Raw genomic sequence first — 19,036 nt, 5'->3', positions numbered from 1 at the left:
GCATTTATTGTTCTTTGACTTTCGCCTTGCGCATTTGATTGCTCCTTTTTGTTGCACATTCTAGATTGCCACGCGTTGCGTTGCAACGCTCGCAATGACAAGAACCTAGAATTTATTTTACTCTCCTTTCATTCTTTCGCTCTTTGTGCGAGGTATTTTACTTACGCTAAGTATGACAAACTCTTACTTTGCGTGAAACCCAAAAATCCAAATTCTAGCATTTGCGGTATTGCTTGTGGAGTTTTTGGCGTTTTGACACAAGGTTAGCGCACTGCTCGTGCGTGCCTTGTGGCGAAACGCCAAATCTCTGCAATGATTACCCAAAGGCGAATTTTTCATCAAAAAAAGCTCATCTTTGGTCCGCGTAGCCCCACAAACTGCTGTGCCGCGTGCGTCAATTTGCCCTCCTTTGCGTCTTTATTTATTTCAGCCAAAATCTCACCCAAATCCCTTTGCGTCATATCGCGCTCGCCAAGCCCATAGATATAGTTGCTTAGCACGGGGCGATTTTGCGCACCGCTCCCAAAGACTACGGCATACAATGCCGCGCTCACTTCGTTAAAGAGTGCGCCCATAGCCCCAGCAGGCAGGCTTTTGTCAAGGATTGCGATTGCTTTGCAATGCTTCAACGCCTCCCCCACCTCAATGTATGGAAATGGGCGAAAGACTTTTAGGCTTACTACGCCAGCTTTGATTGCGTTTTTGCGTGCGTTTTGCGCTGCTACGCGGGCAGATTCCACCGTCGTGCCAAGCGCAAAAATCGCCACCTCCGCGTCTTGCATATCATAAGTTTCTACGATATTATGCTCCCTGCCTGTGAGGCTAGCAAATTCGCTAAACACGCGCTTTATGACTTCATTTGAGTGCATTAGCGCGTTGTGAAGTTGGGCTTTATGCTCATAGTGCCACTCTTCCTCCGCTTGCGCGCCGTAAGTAACGGGGTGGGCAAAATCAAAAAGCGGATTTTTAGCCTTGTATTCACCGATAAATTTATACGCATCACTATCGCTTAGCGGGCGGACATTTTGCGCGGTGTGCGAGCAGAGGAAACCATCTTGATTTACGATTACAGGGAGGCGCACGCTCATATCTTCGGCGATTTTAAACGCCATAAGATTCAAATCATACGCGTCTTGTGGATTATACGCGCAGAGGTTTATCCAGCCCGCATCGCGCCCTAGATACATATCGCTATGGTCGCCGTGAATGTTTAGCGGTGAGGCAAGCGCGCGATTTACGAGGTTTAGCACGATTGGCAGGCGCATACCAGAGGCTTGATAAAGCACCTCTACCATAAGCGCAAAGCCCTGCGAGCTAGTCGCAGTCGCCACGCGACCACCCGCTGCTGCTGCGCCTACACACGCGCTCATCGCGGCGTGCTCTGATTCTACGAGCAAAAACTCGCCATCAATGTAGCCATTGCTTGTAAAAGTCCCATAATTTTGCACGATAGGCGTGGAGGGCGTGATAGGATAGGCTGCGACTACATCGATTTGGGCTTGGCGCATCGCTTGGCAGGCTGCCATATTGCCATCCCACACGACTACTTTGTCTAGTTCCATTTCTTTTGGCATATTGTTTCTCCTTTTTGTTGTTTGTTTTTTGCGATTGAGATTTTAAATCTAGATTCTATGTTGCACGCTAATTTCACTCACTCGCGGGCTTTTTTGGCTCTTTTTTGGGCCAGTTCCCTAGCGCGTTTTCATTGCTCTCATTATTATCAAACATTAGCAGGGATTTTGGATTAGTCGGGCATACGCTCACGCACACACCGCACCCCTTGCAATGCTGATAATCCACGCCACGCATTTTTTCCTCGCGCACCAAAATCGCTGCATCAGGGCAATACACCCAGCAATTAAAGCAATTTATGCAAATATCCATATTATGCACGGGCTTATCCACACGCCAATGCGCCACGCTCGTGCCATAGGAGCTCTCTTTGGTATAGCTTCGCTCATTATTATGCTCTCGCAGTGCCTCTCTGCCATCTTCGGCGAATGGAAAAAGCACCGAGCCCATTTCTAGTTGCGTCCAATCTTTCATCTAACGCCTCCTTTGTTGTTGAATTTGTCGTTTAAATTTTAAAATGTGCAAAATCTAGTGGCGATTTGCACTACTTTTTTGCACTACTTCTTTCGCCACCTCTTTACGCCACCTCTTTTATGCTACTTGACCGCGTTATACGCCTGCTCTATGGCACTCATATTTGCGTCAATGATGTTTTGTGGGAGCTTTTTGCCTAGCACTTTTGTAAATGCCTTTTTGAAATACTCTAACTCAAGGCTTTGAGAGATTTTGATAAAAGCCCCTAGCATTGGCGTGTTTGGGATAGGCTTGCCAATGGTGTTTAGCGCGATTTTGATACAATCTAGCACATAGAGTTCTTTGCCCGCTAGCTCGGGCTTTTTTGCCACAAGCTCATCTTTGCTTAAATGCGTGGTGATGATGTATTTGGTGCTTGGCTTGTCATTGGCACAAATATCGGTGATAAAGACGATTCCGGGGTCAATCACAAGCACATAATCTGGCTCCATATATTTTTCGTGGTTTAGGATTGGGCTATCATCGATTCTATCATACGCGCTCATCGCCGCACCGCGCTTTGCCGAGCCATATAGCGCAAAGGCTTGGACTTCTTTGCCCGTGCTAGCAAAGACATCTGCTAGCCCTTTTGCGCCCGTTACAGCACCCTGCCCAGCGCGAGAATGCCACCTGATTTCTAGCATATTGCCTCCCATTTTTGCTCCTTTTTTAAGATTTTATCTTTAGATTTTTATTCAAAAATGCGTTTTTGTGTTTGAAACAACGCTTTTTTTGCTATTTTTTTGCTAAAGATTAAAAGAAATTTTACCAATTTTTTATTAAAAAGAGTATTAACTTGAGAATCCACTGCACAAAAATCGCGCAAAAATGCACTAAAAATTGATATTTGCGACAAAAAAGCGACAAAAAGAGTGTATTTTCTTTTTGTTTTTTATGTAGATTTTGTGAATTTTTATGAAAAATGCTGTGTTTTTGCTGTGTTTTTGCCGTGCTTTAATGGATTTTTGCAAGTTTGGTAAATGTGATTTTGTAGATGAGTTTTGCAAACGCGTTGAAAAAATATAGCGTGCAAATTTAGATTTTGCTTAGATTTTTGCCTGCGATTTGTTCTATCATTGTCGTGGCATACGCCCCGCTTGGCAGGCTAAAATGTAGCTCCATTTGCGCTTCGCTATCTTTGTAGATAGATTCACACTCTTTAGCCCACACCCACGCATATCGCCTAGCTCCGCTGCTTTTTGTGGCAATTTCTACAAATGGCGATTCTAGCAAGTGCGCTATGTGCTTTGAGGTTTTTAGATTTTCCCCTTGCAATGCACCTGTAGGCGAAATCTCTTGCGCTTCAAATCGCGCCACTTCGCTAAAATCTAGCCCTTCAATGCAAAAAAATCTGCCGTGCGGATAGTGAGAGCAAATATCGCCATCTAAAATCTTAAAAGGCATTTTTTGTCTTTGCAATGCTTCATAGATTTTGCTTAAATCATTTTTTGATAGATTTGCTAGGTTTGCAAAAGCCCTGCTTTGCAAAGCGTGAGAATCTAATGGACTAACTTTTGTGCTAGATTTTATCTCTTTATGTTTTGCGCTTATCTTTATCGCATTTACAAAATCTACAAATCCAAAATCCCCAAACCTCCCCAAAAGCAGCCGCACACAAAGCCACTCATTAAACAGATAGCTTTGCAAACTTGAGCGCAAAAAATTTTGCATTTTTTTGTTTTTTGGGATTTTGCTTTGTGATATATTGCCCATAAAATCCATATCATTATGATTTTGCTTATTATCTAGCGCAAATCCTAGCTTATAATTTTCCCCATTTATCCCAAATCGCTGGAATCCAAAAAAGTTTGCAAACCCGCTTTGCTCCATTATTTTTAAGCTAGATTCTATTTTTTTGGCATTTATTGGCGTTACTTTTTTTAGGCGTACAAAAAAGCGATTTCCTTTTAGATGTCCTAGTTTGATTTTGTTGTTGTGTAGCGTTGTGGATATGAGTTTGAGTTCGTGTTTTTGGGATATTGCTTCAAAGCTAGATTCTATATTTTTGTTTTTAAGATAGATTTTTGGGATTGAGAGATATTGCGTGGTGGTGGCGTTTTTGTCTTTTAGTCCTGCGTAGCCGATAGTTTTTGATGGGCAGGCAAAATGCGCGCTTAGGATTTTGACTAGCTCAAAAGTGCTTAAACCTTTTTTGCGGATTTGCAAGATTTGGTGCTCGCCATCGCCACTAAAATCATACAGCGGGATTTCGCTCACTACAAAATCCCTTTGCGAATGCGCGAAGTGAAAATCCGCGCTTAGATTTGGGTAGCTAAACATATTTGGCATTTTTTGTGTGGATTTTGGGAAATATATTATGCGACGCTACACGATGACGCGCTTGATAAATGGCGATAAATGCGTCAAAATCGTGTATGGTATCGTGCCAAACACGGTTGCAAACTCGCTCACATCATCAAACACGCAGATTTCATCTTTTTGACTAGCACAGCTAAAACAATCCATACTCATCACAGGCAAAATCTCTTCTCCGCTAGCACAATGCAGTCTTGGCATATTTGCCCCCAGCCGAAACAACCCATCGCCATAGCCAATATCATAAGTGCTAAAAACGCCTTTTTTTGCTACGATTGTCGCACCGCCATAGCCGATTTTCTCGCCCTTTTGTAAAGTTTGCGTAGAGATTTTGTTTGCCCAAAGGCTTAGCACAGGTTTTAGCTCGATACCTAGCGCAATCTCGGCGGTATGATAGCCATACGCACCGATACCGATACGCACAAGACTATCGCTTAGCACGGGGATTTCTTGTGATTTTTGTTTGTCTTGTAGTTTGTTTTGTGGTTGATTTTGCAGTTTGCGTTGCAGTTTGTGTTGTGGGAGAAAATCGCTAGTATTATTTTTTTGTGCGCTAGATTGAAACGCGCTTCTTAAAGCCCCTGTGGTGCTAAGAGAGTGAAATCTAGGCAGTGGGATTTTGTGATTTTTGCAAAATAGTGCTACTCTTTGTTTGATTGCATAAAAATTTGCCTGCGAAGTAGAAAAATCCTCTGCTTTTTCCCCGCCATTATCCCCATAGCCATTATGGGCAAAAACCCCGATTAGTCGGGCTTTGTTTTGTTTGATTAGCCTTTTTAGTATTTCTAATGCGCTATCTAGTTCATCTTTTTTTTGCGCAGGATTTTGTGCGGGCTTTTGTGCAAAATCTTGCGCAAATTGTTGTGTGGATTGTTGTGCAAAATTGCTTACTTGGATTCCGTTGCGATTCATTCCTATGTTGCATTTTAGCTCGATTCCTAGCGGGTGATTTTTTGGTGCGATAGATTTGGCGTCTAGATTTTGTGCCTGTTTTTCTAGCGTTTTTAGAGAATCTAGCGAAGCAATGGATACATAAATATTGCTAGGCGCATCAAAAGGCACGCCACCATAAAGCACGGTAATGTGGGCAAAAAATCGTTGCACTTGGAGAGCCTCTGCGTAGTTTTTGACAAACACGCAATCAATATTATTTTCTTTGGCAAGATTGGCGATTTGGAGTAGTCCGTGCCCATAGGCATTATCTTTCATCACAAGGGCTAGTTTTGGTGTTTTTTGGGCGTTTGCTAGATTTGTGGATTTTGAAGCGTTTGCAAGATTTTCGCTAGAATCTAGCGTGCTAGAATCTAGCCCATTTTTTAGCGCGTTTGAAATCGCTTGGATATTATGCCTAAACGCATTAGAATCTAAACGGATTTGTGCCATTTGTGTTTCTTTATGTGGGTTATTTAGTTAGATTTTGGTAGCTTTGAGATATATTCGGCTAGGGCTTGTATATCGCGCTCGCTTAGATTTTGCGCTTGCTCTTGCATAATAGGATTTGTCCCGCCTTTGTTGCCGATTTTGTGCTTATATGCGCGCAAATCGCCTATGATTTTATATTTTGGAAGCCCTGCGATAGTGGTATTTCCACGACTACCTGGGGGGCGTTTGTTGCCATTATTTCCGTGGCAAGAAGCGCATTGAGAATAGCTAACGGGTTTACTTGTGGATTTTGGTGTGGAGTGTTTTTTTTGTAGCATATAGCTTGGGAGGGCTTTAGATGGCAAAAGCAGTGGCAAATCTTTTGCACTGCATACTTGGTTTATTTGGCTAATGAAAAATACAAAACCAAAAAACGCCAAACTTTTTGCCAAAAAATTTTCACAACGATTCTTGCCACAAATTTTGCCACAATTCTCGCCACAACTATCGCCACAAAAAGTGGCATTTTTGGATTCTAATTTAGAATCCAAATTAGAATCTAATATAGATTTTAGCGCAGGGGTTTTTGTCCTTAAAAAGTTCATTTTGCTATCCTTAGCATTTTTTTGTGAAGAGCGTTTTTGTGAAAGGCATTTTTTGTAAAAAACGATTTTAAAACCATTTGCAAAATCAAAGTTAAGGCTACGCAATATTAGCAATTTTTTTATTTGGTTTTAGATTCTACATATTTAAAATTTACAAATGTAAAATAGACAAAATATTATGCCAAAAATCGCATAAATCAACATATCTAGCCAAACATAAAATATGCAAAAATTGCAATAAAATCACGCATTTAAGGGAAAATTTCTAAAAGATAGTATATCATAGCGATTTGCAAAGCACCAAGCGCACACCAAATAAAAAAGGGGAAACAATGCACGGCAGAATCACACGATACACGATGGCAACAGAATCAGGCGTAATTGTTAATTATTCTAAAAAAATCTTTGAATTGCGGAAAGATAGTTGGCAGGATAGGAAATTTTTGCCTGTGTCGGGTATGTTTGTGGAATTTAGAGTCGATGACTCGGGGCGCATTACCGATGCGCATAGCTCAAAGTTTCAAGATTTTGGCGAGGGTTCTTTGATAAAAGAGATTGATTTTTGGAAAACCAATACCGATGAGGAGCTAAAAGCGATAGAATCCGATAGGATAAACAAACAAGCAGAGGAGATTTTCCAAAAAACAGATTATCTAAATATGAAATCAATCAGCCTAACTCAAGGGGCAGAAGAGTGCGTGCGGGAGCATTTTGCAGCGGAAGCAAAAGCCGTAACATTTGCGCTAGATGAGGTAGATGAAATCCCCCAAGAAGACCAGCTAAATTACCTAGTGGTAAAAAGATTTTTGGTAAAGGCTATGGATTCTTTGGTATTTTTTGACAAAAAAATTAGCTCGGATATGTTTGCTATTGAGTTGCAAAAATTGCGTGGGTTAGAGTATTCTTTTAAAGAATTAGCACAAAGCGCACTTACAAAGCCAGAAAATATTTATGCAGATGTGTTTTTGGATAAGCAGTTGCATTACAAAGGCGCAAACAAGGCGATTTCAAACATAAAAGAGCAAATAATGCAGGCAAATAATAAAGCCAAATATTCAAACAACGAAGCAAGAAAACTCCGCGCACAGCTAGAAATCAACAAAGCAGACCCAACCCTACCAGCCAAAATCGACACACAAGTAAAAATCGCACAAAAAGCCGAAGAGGAAGCAAAAACCCTGCTTGCCTCACAGGAGCGACTTGATAGCCTAACCAAAAACTTTAAAGCAAACTATATGAGCGAATTTACTAGCTCATTTCAAGCGGTGCGCATCGAGCTAGCAGAAAAAGTCCGCAACGCGCTAAATCTAATCGCCACGCACCTAGATAACAAAATGTGGAAAATCGGTATGGAATCCGTATCTGTGCATAATGGGTTTTTTCGCCACGATGTAAATAGTCCTTATTGCACGATGACATTTTATTGGCAGTATCTAAAAAGGCTTGACAAAGCAAAGCTCTCAGACGCCGAAAAAACGGGATACAATTTTTACCAACGATATATGAAAAATCACGAAAAAATTTATCTCATATACACGACTAATTTTAAAGTCGAGCTTGCGCTAAAAATCGAAATAATGACAATGTCAAAAGAAAATAAAGTCGTAATCGCAAAAACTGACGGAGAGTTTATCTCTCATATCAATTCTAGCCTAATCGAGCAGGGCTACATAGACCCAAATATTCGTAGCAACCCAAATCAACTAATCGAAGTCGCTAGAAAATCTAGGCACAATTCAAGCACGGATTTTATCGTGCTAACCAAGCAAGAAGTCGAGCAGTATTCTAAAAAGGGAAATTAGGCAAGTTTGGAAATCTACAAAGGAGTAAAGAATGAAAAAGCTAGTTTTGATATGCGGAATCCTAGCAAGCGTGCTAAGCGCGGAAATCTCTGCGATGAGTCAAGCTGAGTGGGCGATGGCTAAAAATCGTTGCGTAAATTATGATAAACTCGCGTGTCAAGAATTGATTGATAATGGTTTAGAAAGCGTAGAGGAATGTCATAAAGATAATTGTAGCTTTATAGGTTTAGTCTATAAAGGAGCAGGGCATCATAAAGAGGCGATACCTTACCTTGAAAAAACCATCGCTTTGGGGAATGATTGGGCGTATGTAGAGTTAGGATTAGCTTACTATGAATTAAATGATTATGCTAATGCAAAGAAATATTATGAAATCGGGTGTAATAAAGTTAGCACAATGCAATCAGAGTCTTGCTATAGCTTAGGGGTAATATATCACGAAAGGAAAGGCGCGAGGAAAAACTACCACAAAGCACACGAATTCTACAAAAAATCCTGTGATATGAACTACGCTAAGGCGTGCAATAATCTAGGCTTACTCTATGGCAAGGGGAAAGGCGTGAAGAAAAATCTATCCATTGCAAAGCAATACTATGGCAAAGCGTGTAATTTGGGTGCATACAAGGGCTGTGATAATTATAAACTGCTAAACAATCAAGGCGTGCAATAATAGCTTTGCTTATAGATTTTGCAAAAAAATTTTTGCCAAAATCTATAAACTAAAATCCACCTTAAACAAATGATTTTTCATCATTTTTGTGCCAAGATTTTGCAAAATTTATCCTTTGATTTTAGGATTGTATAAAATCCATATCAAAATATTGCTTTTATCAGTTTTGATTTTGTCATTTAATGTATGGATTTTTTGCATTCTTTGGGGGTAAGATTTTAATCTGCTTTATGATTTTATGGGCGTTTGATTAGAATATTTTTACCTAAAATCTTTTATGTTTTTAAAAATTCTTTCAAATCTTTGTATTCTTGTTTGCTAAAAAATCGAGTTTTTCCCACAGGCAAAGCATTTAGGCTTACAAACCCAAACCTAACTCTCCGCAAATCTAGCACCTTAGCATCAAAATGCGCAAAAAATCTGCGCAATTCCCTATTTTGCCCCTCATTTATCACCACTTTTAGACGCGAAAAAGTGCGCGTATTTTTGATAATCTGTGCTTCAATAAATGGCGCAAAATCCATAGAAGTAATCTTGCTTAGTTTATGCGCGCCTTTTTTGGCATTTTTTAGGCTTAGCCCATTTTGCATAGCGTCTAGCATTTTTTGCGATACGGCAGAGTCGATTTTTAGTATGTATTCGCGCTCTAACGCACTTTTGCTTAGCATATCTACTACGCGCTTAGAATCACTCAAAATCAGCAATCCCTCACTAGCAAAATCTAGCCTCCCCACAGGCACAAAATGCCTAAATTTCTCCCCCAAACTATCATAAATCACGCGCCTAGAGAGAGAATCCACCCTGCTTACTAGCTCGCCTTTTGGCTTATGATAGACTATCGCGCTAAAATGGGCTTGATTTTTTTCTTTGATTAGTTTGCCATCGATAAAGACTTTTTCGCCCTGTGGGACTATGTCGCCAAGTGTGGCGATTTTGTGCTTGATTTTTACGCGATTTTGGGATATTAGCCCATCTGCTTGCCGCCTAGAATATGGGCAATGTTGCGCGATATATGCGTTTATGCGGATAGATTTTTCCTCTTTTTTGTTGTTAGATTTTTTTGGGCTAGATTTGCTTTTGGTGGGTAGTTTGGCAGTGGCATTTTTTGTGCTAGATTTTGGTTTATTAGATTTTGTGCTAGCAGAATCGTTTTTTATGATTTTTTTAGATTTGAAAAAATCATTTTTTGTGCTTTTTGCCACTTTGTAAATCCTTAAAATTTTTTATAAAATCTAAATTTTTGCTAGTCAATTTTTTAACATTGTGGCGACTTCTTTTGCGTGATAAGAGATGATAATATCTGCGCCTGCGCGCTTAAATCCCGTGAGGGTTTCTAGCACGATTTTTTCATAATCAATTACCCCTGCGTTTTTGCCTGCTTGCATTAGCGCGTATTCGCCACTGACATTATACACGGCTAATGGCAAAAGCGTGCGCTCCCTCACATCTCGCACAATGTCTAAAAACGCCAATGCTGGCTTTATCATCAAAATATCTGCCCCCTCTTCCTCATCATTTAGGCTCTCTCTTATGGCTTCTTTGCGATTTGCGATGTCTTGTTGGTAGGATTTTCTATCCCCAAAGCTAGGCGCAGAATCCGCCACTTCTCTAAATGGTCCATAATACGCACTTGCAAACTTCGTAGAATAGCTCATAATGGGGATTTGGCAAAATCCTGCGCTATCTAGTTTAGCGCGTATTGCTTGCACCATTCCGTCCATTGACGCACTAGGCGCGATAATATCCGCACCAGCCCTTGCTAGATTTATCGCTTGTTTGGCTAAAATCTCTAATGTTTTGTCATTATCTACGCTAGTTAGATTTTGTGTTTTATTAGATTCTAAGATTCCGCAATGCCCGTGGCTAGTGTATTCACAAAAGCACAAATCCACACTTACCAAAAAATGTGGAAAATCTTTTTTGATAGCGCGCACGCTCTCACACACGATATTTTGCGGGTTTAATGCCTCGCTTCCTACTTCATCTTTATTGCCAACTATCCCAAAAAGCAAGATTTTATGCAAACCCAAAGAATCTAATTCCTTGCATTCTAATAAAAGAGAATCTAAACTCATTTGATACACGCCTTGCATAGAGGCGATTTCGCGCTTTATCCCACTACCTTCTATGACAAAAAGCGGGTAGATAAAATCACTCACGCTTAAATGCGTCTCGCGCACCAAATCCCGCAAAATAGGGCTACTTCTTAATCTACGAAATCGTCTAAATTCTGCCATTTTTACTCCTTTGTGCCAAAATCTATGACAAACAACAACAAACCAAATAATAACAAATAATGTAGGCTAAAAAAGCGGGCTAAAAATATTAAAGAAATATATCATTTATTTGATAAGATTTTGATTAGATTTTGCGTTTGCGTAAAAAGGGCATTATTTTTGCAAGCGTATTTTGCAGGCGACAAAAACCAACAAAAAGAGGGCAAAATGCTATCAAGCCACGATTTAAACATTATGACTGCGTATCTAAAATCCAAAGGCTACACAAAAGAGCAAATCGCCTCAATGAATGATAAACAAATCTTAAAAGATTATGAGGAAAAATCAAAAGAGTTTATCTACCAAGCAAAAAAGCAAATCGATATTATCCCACAATCCCAAAAAAACGAACTACACAAAGAATATCAGCACCTAGAAATCCCAATCGAGCTAGCACAAATCATCGAGGGGGATAATGTCAAAATCTATGAAATGCTAGATGAATATATCGAAAACTACACCGTGCGCGAGGTAGCCGAAACGATTTTTATGAAAACAAAAAAAACCAAAATCGCCAAACTAGAAAAAATGATGCGCATCAAGCGAAGCCAACTCCAAGAAGTATGGCTAGAATCCTTAGAGCGAAATCTAAGCACTCTACCCACAGAGGAAGCACAAACGCTTTTAAAATTTTATTACGACAAAAAAGACAATTTAATAGAGCTAAAAAATATCTATACGCGCTCAAATGACAAAAAATACTTGCAACAAATCTATGAAATCGCTTCGATGAAACTCCACATTGTGCGGGATTATATGCCAAAAGAGTTGGAGGATACTTATCGTGTGTATTATGATAATAGCCAAGAGAAAATCTCGCTTATTAAGCAGATTTTGAAAATGTCAAATGGCTTTGAAAAAGGCTATCTTTTGGGGCTATCTATACACGATTTGGGGGAATTATTTACCCAAATCCAAGAGGATTTGGAGCGCAAACGCAAAGAAGAAGAGGAAGTCAAAATGTATTTTGATGAGTTTAAAGACGCGCTTCATAGCACAAAAGAAGAAATGTTTTTGGAAGTTTGCATCGATGCGGCTAGTGCGTTGCCTAGAGAGAGATTTCAAGAGCTATGCGCATCGTTAGCAAAAAAATACAAAACCTTTCGCCATCGTTTTAGCGATATTGCTAGACATCATAAAGAAGTTAGCAATTTGCAGATTGTGTTTTAGGGCGAAAATCGCAAATCAAACATTTGCTAACTAGATTTTAAGGATTTAGTGCTATAATCCTAAGATTTAGCTTTAAAATTTGCGTTGATTTTTTGGCTTTAAAATCAACGATAAAATCTAGCAAGATGCTAGCCAAAACCTAGATTTTATTTATCTAGGATTTTAAGGAGTTTAGATTTGGACCCCTCCCATTCGGTTTTTATGCTACTTTTAGCAGTGATATTTGTGCTATTAAATGCCTTTTTTGTTGTCGCAGAATTTGCGATTGTCAAAGTGCGCCGCTCAAAATTAGAGGAGCTACAAAAAACTAGCCAAAAAGCTAGTCTTGCCCTCTCCATCACGAAGCGATTAGATTCTTATCTCTCCGCCACACAGCTAGGTATCACGCTTTCTTCTTTGGCACTTGGGTGGATAGGCGAGCCTGCGTTAGCTAGGCTTATTGCCATTCCTTTTGCGCATTTTTTTGGGGAAAATCCACTGCTTATCCATAGTATCGCTGTTATCATCGCTTTTACGCTTATTACCCTGCTTCATGTCGTGCTAGGCGAAATCGTCCCCAAATCCATAGCCATAGCCAAAAGCGAAAAATCCGCGCTTTTTGTGGCGTATCCGCTGTATTATTTTTCTATCGCTTTTTTTCCTATCATTAGACTTTTTGACGCCTTGGCTGCGTTTATACTTCGTAGGCTACATATCACGCCAGCAAGCGAGGAGGAAAACGCACATTCTGAAGAAGAGCTAAAAATCATCGTAGGGGAGAGTTTAAAGGGTGGTTTTATTGATTCTTATGAGGGGGAAATCATCAAAAATGCGGTAGATTTTAGCGAAACAATCGCAAAAGAAATAATGACACCGCGCAAAGATATGGTATGCCTAAACGCAGAATCTAGCTACGCGGAAAATATCGCAATCATCAAGCAAACAAACCACACGCGCTACCCATACTGCAAAAGTGGCAAAGACAATATTATCGGTATGATTCACATACGAGATTTGCTGATTAGCTCGGCAGAATCAAAATCTAAGCCAAATTTGGAGAGCATTATCCGCAAAATGATAATCGTCCCAGAGACCGCTAGAATCTCACAAATCCTAACAATGATGAACAAAGAGCAAATCCACATAGCCCTAGTCATCGATGAATACGGAGGCACGGCAGGACTGCTAACGATGGAAGACATTATCGAAGAAGTGATGGGCGATGTAACCGATGAACACGACTTAAAAAATCAAGAGACAAAATGCGTAAGCGATGGGGTTTATGAGGTGAATGGTATGCTTGATTTAGAAAGCGTGGAGGAGCTTATGGGCATCGAATTTCAAGGGGATTTGGAGCAGGTAACTATCGGCGGATATGTGTTTAATCTGCTTGGGAGATTGCCTATGGTGGGGGATAGTTTAAGTCAAGATGGTGCAGAATTTGTCGTGCTAGAAATGGACGGGGCTAGAATCAAACGGCTAAAAATCGCAAAAATCAATGATGAGGGGCTAGAATCTAGCCAAAAAACTAGCAAAGATTCTAAGGAAGTCGCAGAAAATGTGAAATGATTTTGCGCAAAAAAAATGCAAAATCTAGCAATCTAAAATCCACAAAAATGCAAGACGCTAGCAAGCAAATCAAACAAAATCTACCAAGACAAAATCTACCATTTTGCACGCTAGAATCTAGCGCGTTTGAGACAAAAATACATTTTAGAAACGCAATCAAATCCCATATAAAATCTAATCCAAAAATAAGCACAAAATCAAATGCAAAATCTACCCCAAAATCTCACATAGATTCTACCCCAAAATCTAGCCCCACGCCACGCACCAAAGACTATAAAATCTCTTATGCCAATCGCCATCTAAACGCGCTATTAGAAAAGATTTTATCCCAAAAACGATTTAGAAATATTTTGCTTTATTATCCCCTGCCTTTTGAGGCAAATATCTTGCCATTGCTAAAAAAACTCAAAAAAAACAAAAATAAAAGAATTTTTTTGCCAACTATAAAGGGGCTTAACTTTAAAATGTTATTATACCGACTGCCTTTAGTAAAAAATACATTAGGAATTTTTGAGCCTCATATCAGCTCGTATATGCCAAGAAATATTGATTTTGCACTTATCCCAGCACTTGGGATTGATAGAGATTTTGCACGGATAGGTATGGGTAAGGGAATGTATGATAGGGTGTTTGCCACCCACCCGCACAATAGATACAAGACACAAAAAATATGCAAAATATTTGTAAGCCAAAATCTATATATTTCTAAGCGCGTTTTGGGCGAGGCTTTTGACATTAGGGCTAATATGTATTTAAGCTATAAATTTGGAAAATCACAAAAAAAAGGTTTTAATAATGTCGTGGATACTTTTATTAAGTTTTTTAGGTTTCGGGGTGTTGGTAGGAGCGGTGGTATTTTTTGTCTGCCGAAAAATCGCTAGTTTGGATTCTACTCACTTGCTCACTCAAGCAAAAGCAAAAGCCCGCGCTATCGAGCTAGAAGCGCAAGCCCTGCTTGATAAGCAAAAGTTTTTGGCAAAAGAGCGCGAGTTGCAATTAGAGCAAGAATACAAAAGCAAAGTGCATAGTATGAATGAGGAGCTAAAGCGCAAGGCGTATGAATTTGAATGCAAGGAAAATCGGCTAAAAGATAGGCTAGAGCGGGAAACGGAGGATTTGAAAAAAGAGAGAGATAAAATCAATCTAGAGCTAAATAGTCTATCCCTCCAAAAAGATAGCCAGCTAAAAGTCCAACAACAATATTTAGACAAAATCGAAGAGCTAAATAAAACCCTTAGCCACTACACGGGGCTTACCAAAGATGAAGCTAGAAAAATCCTGCTAAAAAACCTAGAAGATGAGCTAATCGATGACAAAGCCCATCTTATCCGCCGTTATGAAAAAGAAGCAAAAGAGGAAGCACAAAAAATCGCAAACTTTATCCTAGCTCAAGCCACTACGCGCTATGCAGGCGAGTTTGCCTCCGAGCGACTTATCAATGTCATAACCCTACCAGATGATGAGATGAAAGGCAGAATCATCGGCAAAGAGGGGCGAAATATCAAGGCATTGGAGCTAAAAAGTGGCGTAGATGTTATCATCGATGATACGCCTGCTACGATTATTTTAAGTAGTTTTAATCTCTACCGCCGAACCATCGCGGTAAAAACCATAAACACCCTTGTAGAAGATGGCAGAATCCACCCCGCCAAAATCGAAGAAGTCTATGAGCGCATAGAAGCGCAAATGGACGCTGAAGTGCAAGAGGAGGGCAAAAGCGTGGTGCTTGATTTGGGGCTTGATTATATGCATCCTGAGATTATTAGGCTTATTGGCAAGTTGCGTTATCGAGCGAGTTTTGGGCAAAATGCGCTTGGGCACTCTATCCAAACGGCAAATCTAGCGGGAATCATCGCCGCTCAACTTGGTGGCGATGAAAAGCTAGCAAGACGCGCAGGACTGCTCCACGACATAGGCAAGGCTTTGACGATAGAAAATGGCGGTGGCAATCATGTAACGCTAGGCGCGGAAGTATGCAGACGATACAAAGAACACCCCGTGGTAATCAACGCCATAATGAGCCACCACGGAAATGAGCCATTTGAGACCGTGGAGGCAGCAGCGGTATGCGCAGCTGACACGCTCTCTGCGGCTCGACCAGGGGCTAGGCGCGAAGTGCTAGAGAGTTTTTTAAATCGTATGCAGGATTTAGAAAAAATCGCCACTGATAAACTAGGCGTAAAGCAAGCCTACGCAATCAATGCGGGGAGGGAACTACGCGTAATCGTGCGTGCAGATTTGGTGAATGATTCTCAAAGTATCGTGCTAGCAAAAAATATCGCCAAAGAGATAGAAAAAAATCTAAGCTATCCGGGCGAAGTCAAAGTAAGCGTAATCCGCGAAGTGCGAGCGGTGGAATTTGCCCACTAGATTTTGTGCTAGATTTTAGCGTTTGGGTAAGATTTTATTTTAGGATTTGGCTATGAAATGTTTGATAAAAATCACGCAAAAAAGTGCTTTTTTTTTGCTGTTTGCTAGCATTAGCTTTTTGTCGCAAGGGTGCAAAAATAGCGAGGTAAGTCAAAAAAGTTTTTCTTATACTTCGCTAGATTCTAGCTATGAGATTGCCATAGAGACGCCACTTTTAGCCACAAACACCGCAGAGTCGCCCCTCCACATAAACTCCAAAAATCTAAAAGAAAAACTTATCTTAGAAAAAAATAGCAAGGCACAAAATCGAATTATTATGCTTGTTTTTATGGATATAGATTGTGATGATTGTGCGAGGTATTATGAGCATCTAAACCGCTTAGATGCGGAATCTAAAGCGATGATTGTAGGTGTGCTAGCAAAAAAAATCGATGAACATTCTCTAGCGGGATTGCAAAAAAAATATGAGATTGGATTCCCACTGCTAAACCCAAAATCAAACAATGAAAATGAACTTTTGGATTTGCTTGTGGCAAACAAAAATGCACGCATTCAAAATGATTTTAAAAATATTAGTAATGTAATGCCTAGCCAAAATACTAGCACACCTGCTAAGAAAGATTTCAATGAACAATCTAGCCAAGACAAAACTAATAAAGATTCTGCCCAAGATTTTGCAAAAGATTCTACAAAAGATTCTAGCCAAGATTCTAGCAAAACACCAAAATCTAGCAAACTCCCTGCTTTGCCTTATTTTGTGCTGTTTGATAAATCTCAAATATTTTTCCAAGATTATGAGGGTATTATCCCTGAAGAGATTTTTTCAAGCGACATTGCCTCTCTTAGTCGCTAAATGATATGCGTTGCGATGACAAAAAACGCTCCTAAAAAGGACAATAATGCTACGATTTCTAAACAAAACCGCGCAAAATATCGCCTCAATCATTACCAAAGATTCTAGCAATTTGGTCAATAAAAATGCCTTAGAAGAAGTCCTAATCGAGTGTGATATAGACTATGAAATCATCGAAGAAATGCTATCGCGCCTCCCTAGCAAAATCTCGCGCAATGAGCTAAAAAAAGAATTTGAAGCGATTTTGGATTTTAAGGATACAAAAAATATCAAAGATAGAGAAAATCTACAAAATCAAAACAACTTTGTAAAAAATAACTTTGCGCTAGATTTGGCAAACGCCACGGCCAAAAATCCGCTAATAAGCCTTATCATCGGCGTAAATGGTGCGGGCAAAACCACCACCATAGCCAAACTAGCAGCCCACTCTTTAGCGAAAGGAAAATCCACCATTTTGGGTGCTGGCGATACATTTCGCGCCGCTGCTAGCGAGCAGCTAAAACTATGGGGCGAGAGGCTAGGCGTATCTGTCATCGCGCAAAAAGAGGGTAGCGATCCTAGCGCACTTGCCTTTAGCACGATACAATCAGGGCTAGCAAAAGGCATAGAGCATATCATAATCGACACCGCAGGGAGATTGCCAAATCAAGCAAATCTAAAAGCGGAGCTTGAAAAAATATTGCGCGTATCTAAAAAAGCCCTAGAAAATGACGGAATCAAAAAAGGCAAATGCCAATGCGTGCTTATCCTAGATGGCACACAGGGCAGTGCCGCGCTAAGTCAAGCAAAGATTTTTGGGGAATCTTTGCCGCTAGATTTTGCTATCGTTACCAAGCTAGATGGTAGCGCAAAAGGTGGGGTGATTTTTAGCATAGCGCGGATTTTGGGCTTGAATGTCGAGTTTATCGGAGTGGGGGAGAAAAAAGAGGATTTGCTAGCCTTTGATAAAAATGCCTATATTGATGGCTTGCTTGATTGTATTTTCCCATAAATTGTGCCTTTTGGCAAAATCCAAAAGCAAAAAATCTAAAAACAAAAAAATCCAAAAATAAAAAAAAATCTAAAATCAAAAAAACAGGGCGATAAAAATGCGTCAAAAATTTTTATCAATATCTTTTATGACTTTTATCTTTTTGCCTTTTTTGTGTCTGCAAGATATATGTGCGCAAGAGGCTATAAAAGGATTTTAGCGCGGTGCTTCAAAAGTTGGAATAGGCGCATATTATGCCAACTATCAACTACACCCATCAATTATTTTGGCAATTATTTTGGCAAAAAACCAAAACTCCCTTGCAATAGTAGGCATAAAGCGTTTTAGAGCGGATTCTATCACGCACATTTGGCTATGCCCACACACATATTTTTATCGCTAGTTTAGGGTTTTTTATATAGTTTTGGATATTTTGGAAAGTAATGCCTCACTCTAAAAGCATAGCAAAATCATATTGGCTCAAGACAACTTAATACAAAATTAAAGTAGTCTTAAGTTATGATTCATACGATGAAAAACAAGTATATTATTCGTTCAAGAATTATAGAGGGGAAATTTTGTGAGAGATTCTTAAATATTTTTCTACTTCGCTTACGCTTGTAGCTTTGCAAGAAGTTTAGATATTGAAGCGGTAAAAATTGCAAAAATTTGCCATATTTCACAAAATTCTTTATGTAAAATCTTTAAGCAGATTAGAATCTTAATCGCAAAAGAATGTGAGAAAAACTTCTAAAATGCAAGGCGAAATTGAAATTGATGAGAGTTTTTTTTGCTTCGTTAATACTTGCAACTGCAAGCAAAAGGTATGCTAAAACGAAATGGGCAAGTCTATACGCAAGCGGTTAAGAATTGTTCTGCAAGTAAATTATTGCCTATTTTACGAGATTCTAGCGATTTAGCAGAATCTATAATTTATAGCGATTGTTGGGGAGCGTATGATGGTTTGGTAGATTATGGTGCAAAGGCACATTATCGTGTTAAACACTCT

General features: G+C 39.7%; 17 protein-coding genes and 1 pseudogene. 9 read left to right on the top strand and 9 right to left on the bottom strand.

The features are described 5' to 3' along the window. Positions 1-183 precede the first annotated feature (183 nt). The 7 genes from ACWIUO_RS11285 to ACWIUO_RS11255 form a co-directional block, all read right to left on the bottom strand. Positions 184-339, bottom strand: a complete 156-nt coding sequence (locus ACWIUO_RS11285) for a hypothetical protein (RefSeq protein WP_454177990.1) — start codon at positions 337-339, stop codon at positions 184-186. After that, a complete protein-coding gene (locus ACWIUO_RS11280) occupies positions 339-1,574 on the bottom strand; it encodes a 2-oxoacid:ferredoxin oxidoreductase subunit alpha (RefSeq protein WP_454177989.1) in 1,236 nt (411 codons plus the stop codon). Before ACWIUO_RS11280 ends, ACWIUO_RS11285 begins: the two co-directional genes overlap by 1 nt. Positions 1,575-1,647: 73 nt before the next feature. After that, positions 1,648-2,046 carry a 4Fe-4S dicluster-binding protein gene (locus ACWIUO_RS11275; RefSeq protein WP_454177988.1) on the bottom strand — a complete coding sequence of 133 codons (399 nt, stop codon included), beginning with the start codon at positions 2,044-2,046 and terminating at the stop codon, positions 1,648-1,650. 122 nt (positions 2,047-2,168) lie between these two features. Then, entirely contained in the window at positions 2,169-2,729 is a 561-nt protein-coding gene (locus ACWIUO_RS11270) for a pyruvate flavodoxin oxidoreductase subunit gamma (RefSeq protein WP_454151025.1), read from the bottom strand. Between the two features lie 391 nt (positions 2,730-3,120). After that, entirely contained in the window at positions 3,121-4,365 is a 1,245-nt protein-coding gene (gene truD / locus ACWIUO_RS11265) for a tRNA pseudouridine(13) synthase TruD (protein WP_454177987.1), read from the bottom strand. A 45-nt stretch (positions 4,366-4,410) separates the two neighbouring features. Further along, positions 4,411-5,784, bottom strand: a complete 1,374-nt coding sequence (locus ACWIUO_RS11260; RefSeq protein WP_454177986.1) for an alanine racemase — start codon at positions 5,782-5,784, stop codon at positions 4,411-4,413. Between the two features lie 23 nt (positions 5,785-5,807). Then, a complete protein-coding gene (locus tag ACWIUO_RS11255) occupies positions 5,808-6,368 on the bottom strand; it encodes a c-type cytochrome (protein ID WP_454177985.1) in 561 nt (186 codons plus the stop codon). Positions 6,369-6,700: 332 nt separating this feature from the next. Here ACWIUO_RS11255 and ACWIUO_RS11250 point away from each other — a divergent pair, with 332 nt between their 5' ends. After that, positions 6,701-8,170: a hypothetical protein gene (locus ACWIUO_RS11250; RefSeq protein WP_454177984.1), complete on the top strand. Its 1,470-nt coding sequence runs from the start codon at positions 6,701-6,703 to the stop codon at positions 8,168-8,170. Positions 8,171-8,201: 31 nt separating this feature from the next. Beyond that, positions 8,202-8,840, top strand: a complete 639-nt coding sequence (locus ACWIUO_RS11245; RefSeq protein ID WP_454177983.1) for a tetratricopeptide repeat protein — start codon at positions 8,202-8,204, stop codon at positions 8,838-8,840. A gap of 275 nt (positions 8,841-9,115) precedes the next feature. On the opposite strand, the gene ACWIUO_RS11240 is transcribed toward ACWIUO_RS11245, so the two are convergent. Then, complete coding sequence (locus ACWIUO_RS11240) at positions 9,116-9,868, bottom strand: pseudouridine synthase (RefSeq protein WP_454178001.1); 753 nt, start codon at positions 9,866-9,868, stop codon at positions 9,116-9,118. 219 nt (positions 9,869-10,087) lie between these two features. Then, positions 10,088-11,077 (bottom strand): porphobilinogen synthase, encoded by a 990-nt coding sequence (gene hemB, locus ACWIUO_RS11235; protein WP_454177982.1) that lies wholly within the window; start codon positions 11,075-11,077, stop codon positions 10,088-10,090. 159 nt (positions 11,078-11,236) lie between these two features. On the opposite strand from hemB, the gene ACWIUO_RS11230 reads away from it, so the two are divergent. The 7 genes and pseudogenes from ACWIUO_RS11230 to ACWIUO_RS11200 all read left to right on the top strand — a co-directional run. Then, positions 11,237-12,286 (top strand): hypothetical protein, encoded by a 1,050-nt coding sequence (locus tag ACWIUO_RS11230; RefSeq protein ID WP_454177981.1) that lies wholly within the window; start codon positions 11,237-11,239, stop codon positions 12,284-12,286. 177 nt (positions 12,287-12,463) lie between these two features. Next, positions 12,464-13,834, top strand: a complete 1,371-nt coding sequence (locus ACWIUO_RS11225) for a hemolysin family protein (protein ID WP_454177980.1) — start codon at positions 12,464-12,466, stop codon at positions 13,832-13,834. After that, entirely contained in the window at positions 13,831-14,715 is an 885-nt protein-coding gene (locus tag ACWIUO_RS11220) for a 5-formyltetrahydrofolate cyclo-ligase (RefSeq protein WP_454177979.1), read from the top strand. Before ACWIUO_RS11225 ends, ACWIUO_RS11220 begins: the two co-directional genes overlap by 4 nt. Further along, a complete protein-coding gene (gene rny / locus ACWIUO_RS11215) occupies positions 14,630-16,204 on the top strand; it encodes a ribonuclease Y (RefSeq protein ID WP_454177978.1) in 1,575 nt (524 codons plus the stop codon). The genes ACWIUO_RS11220 and rny overlap by 86 nt, the downstream gene beginning before the upstream one ends. A 52-nt stretch (positions 16,205-16,256) precedes the next feature. Beyond that, complete coding sequence (locus tag ACWIUO_RS11210; RefSeq protein WP_454177977.1) at positions 16,257-17,057, top strand: hypothetical protein; 801 nt, start codon at positions 16,257-16,259, stop codon at positions 17,055-17,057. 46 nt (positions 17,058-17,103) lie between these two features. Next, positions 17,104-18,048 (top strand): signal recognition particle-docking protein FtsY, encoded by a 945-nt coding sequence (ftsY, locus tag ACWIUO_RS11205; RefSeq protein ID WP_454177976.1) that lies wholly within the window; start codon positions 17,104-17,106, stop codon positions 18,046-18,048. Positions 18,049-18,546: 498 nt separating this feature from the next. Then, a pseudogene (locus tag ACWIUO_RS11200) lies at positions 18,547-19,036 on the top strand (IS1595 family transposase); the annotation flags it as partial.

Source organism: Helicobacter sp. T3_23-1056 (genome assembly GCF_053654535.1).
The sequence above is the reverse complement of the archived record's forward strand: the minus strand, read 5'-3'. Positions and strand labels throughout refer to the sequence as shown.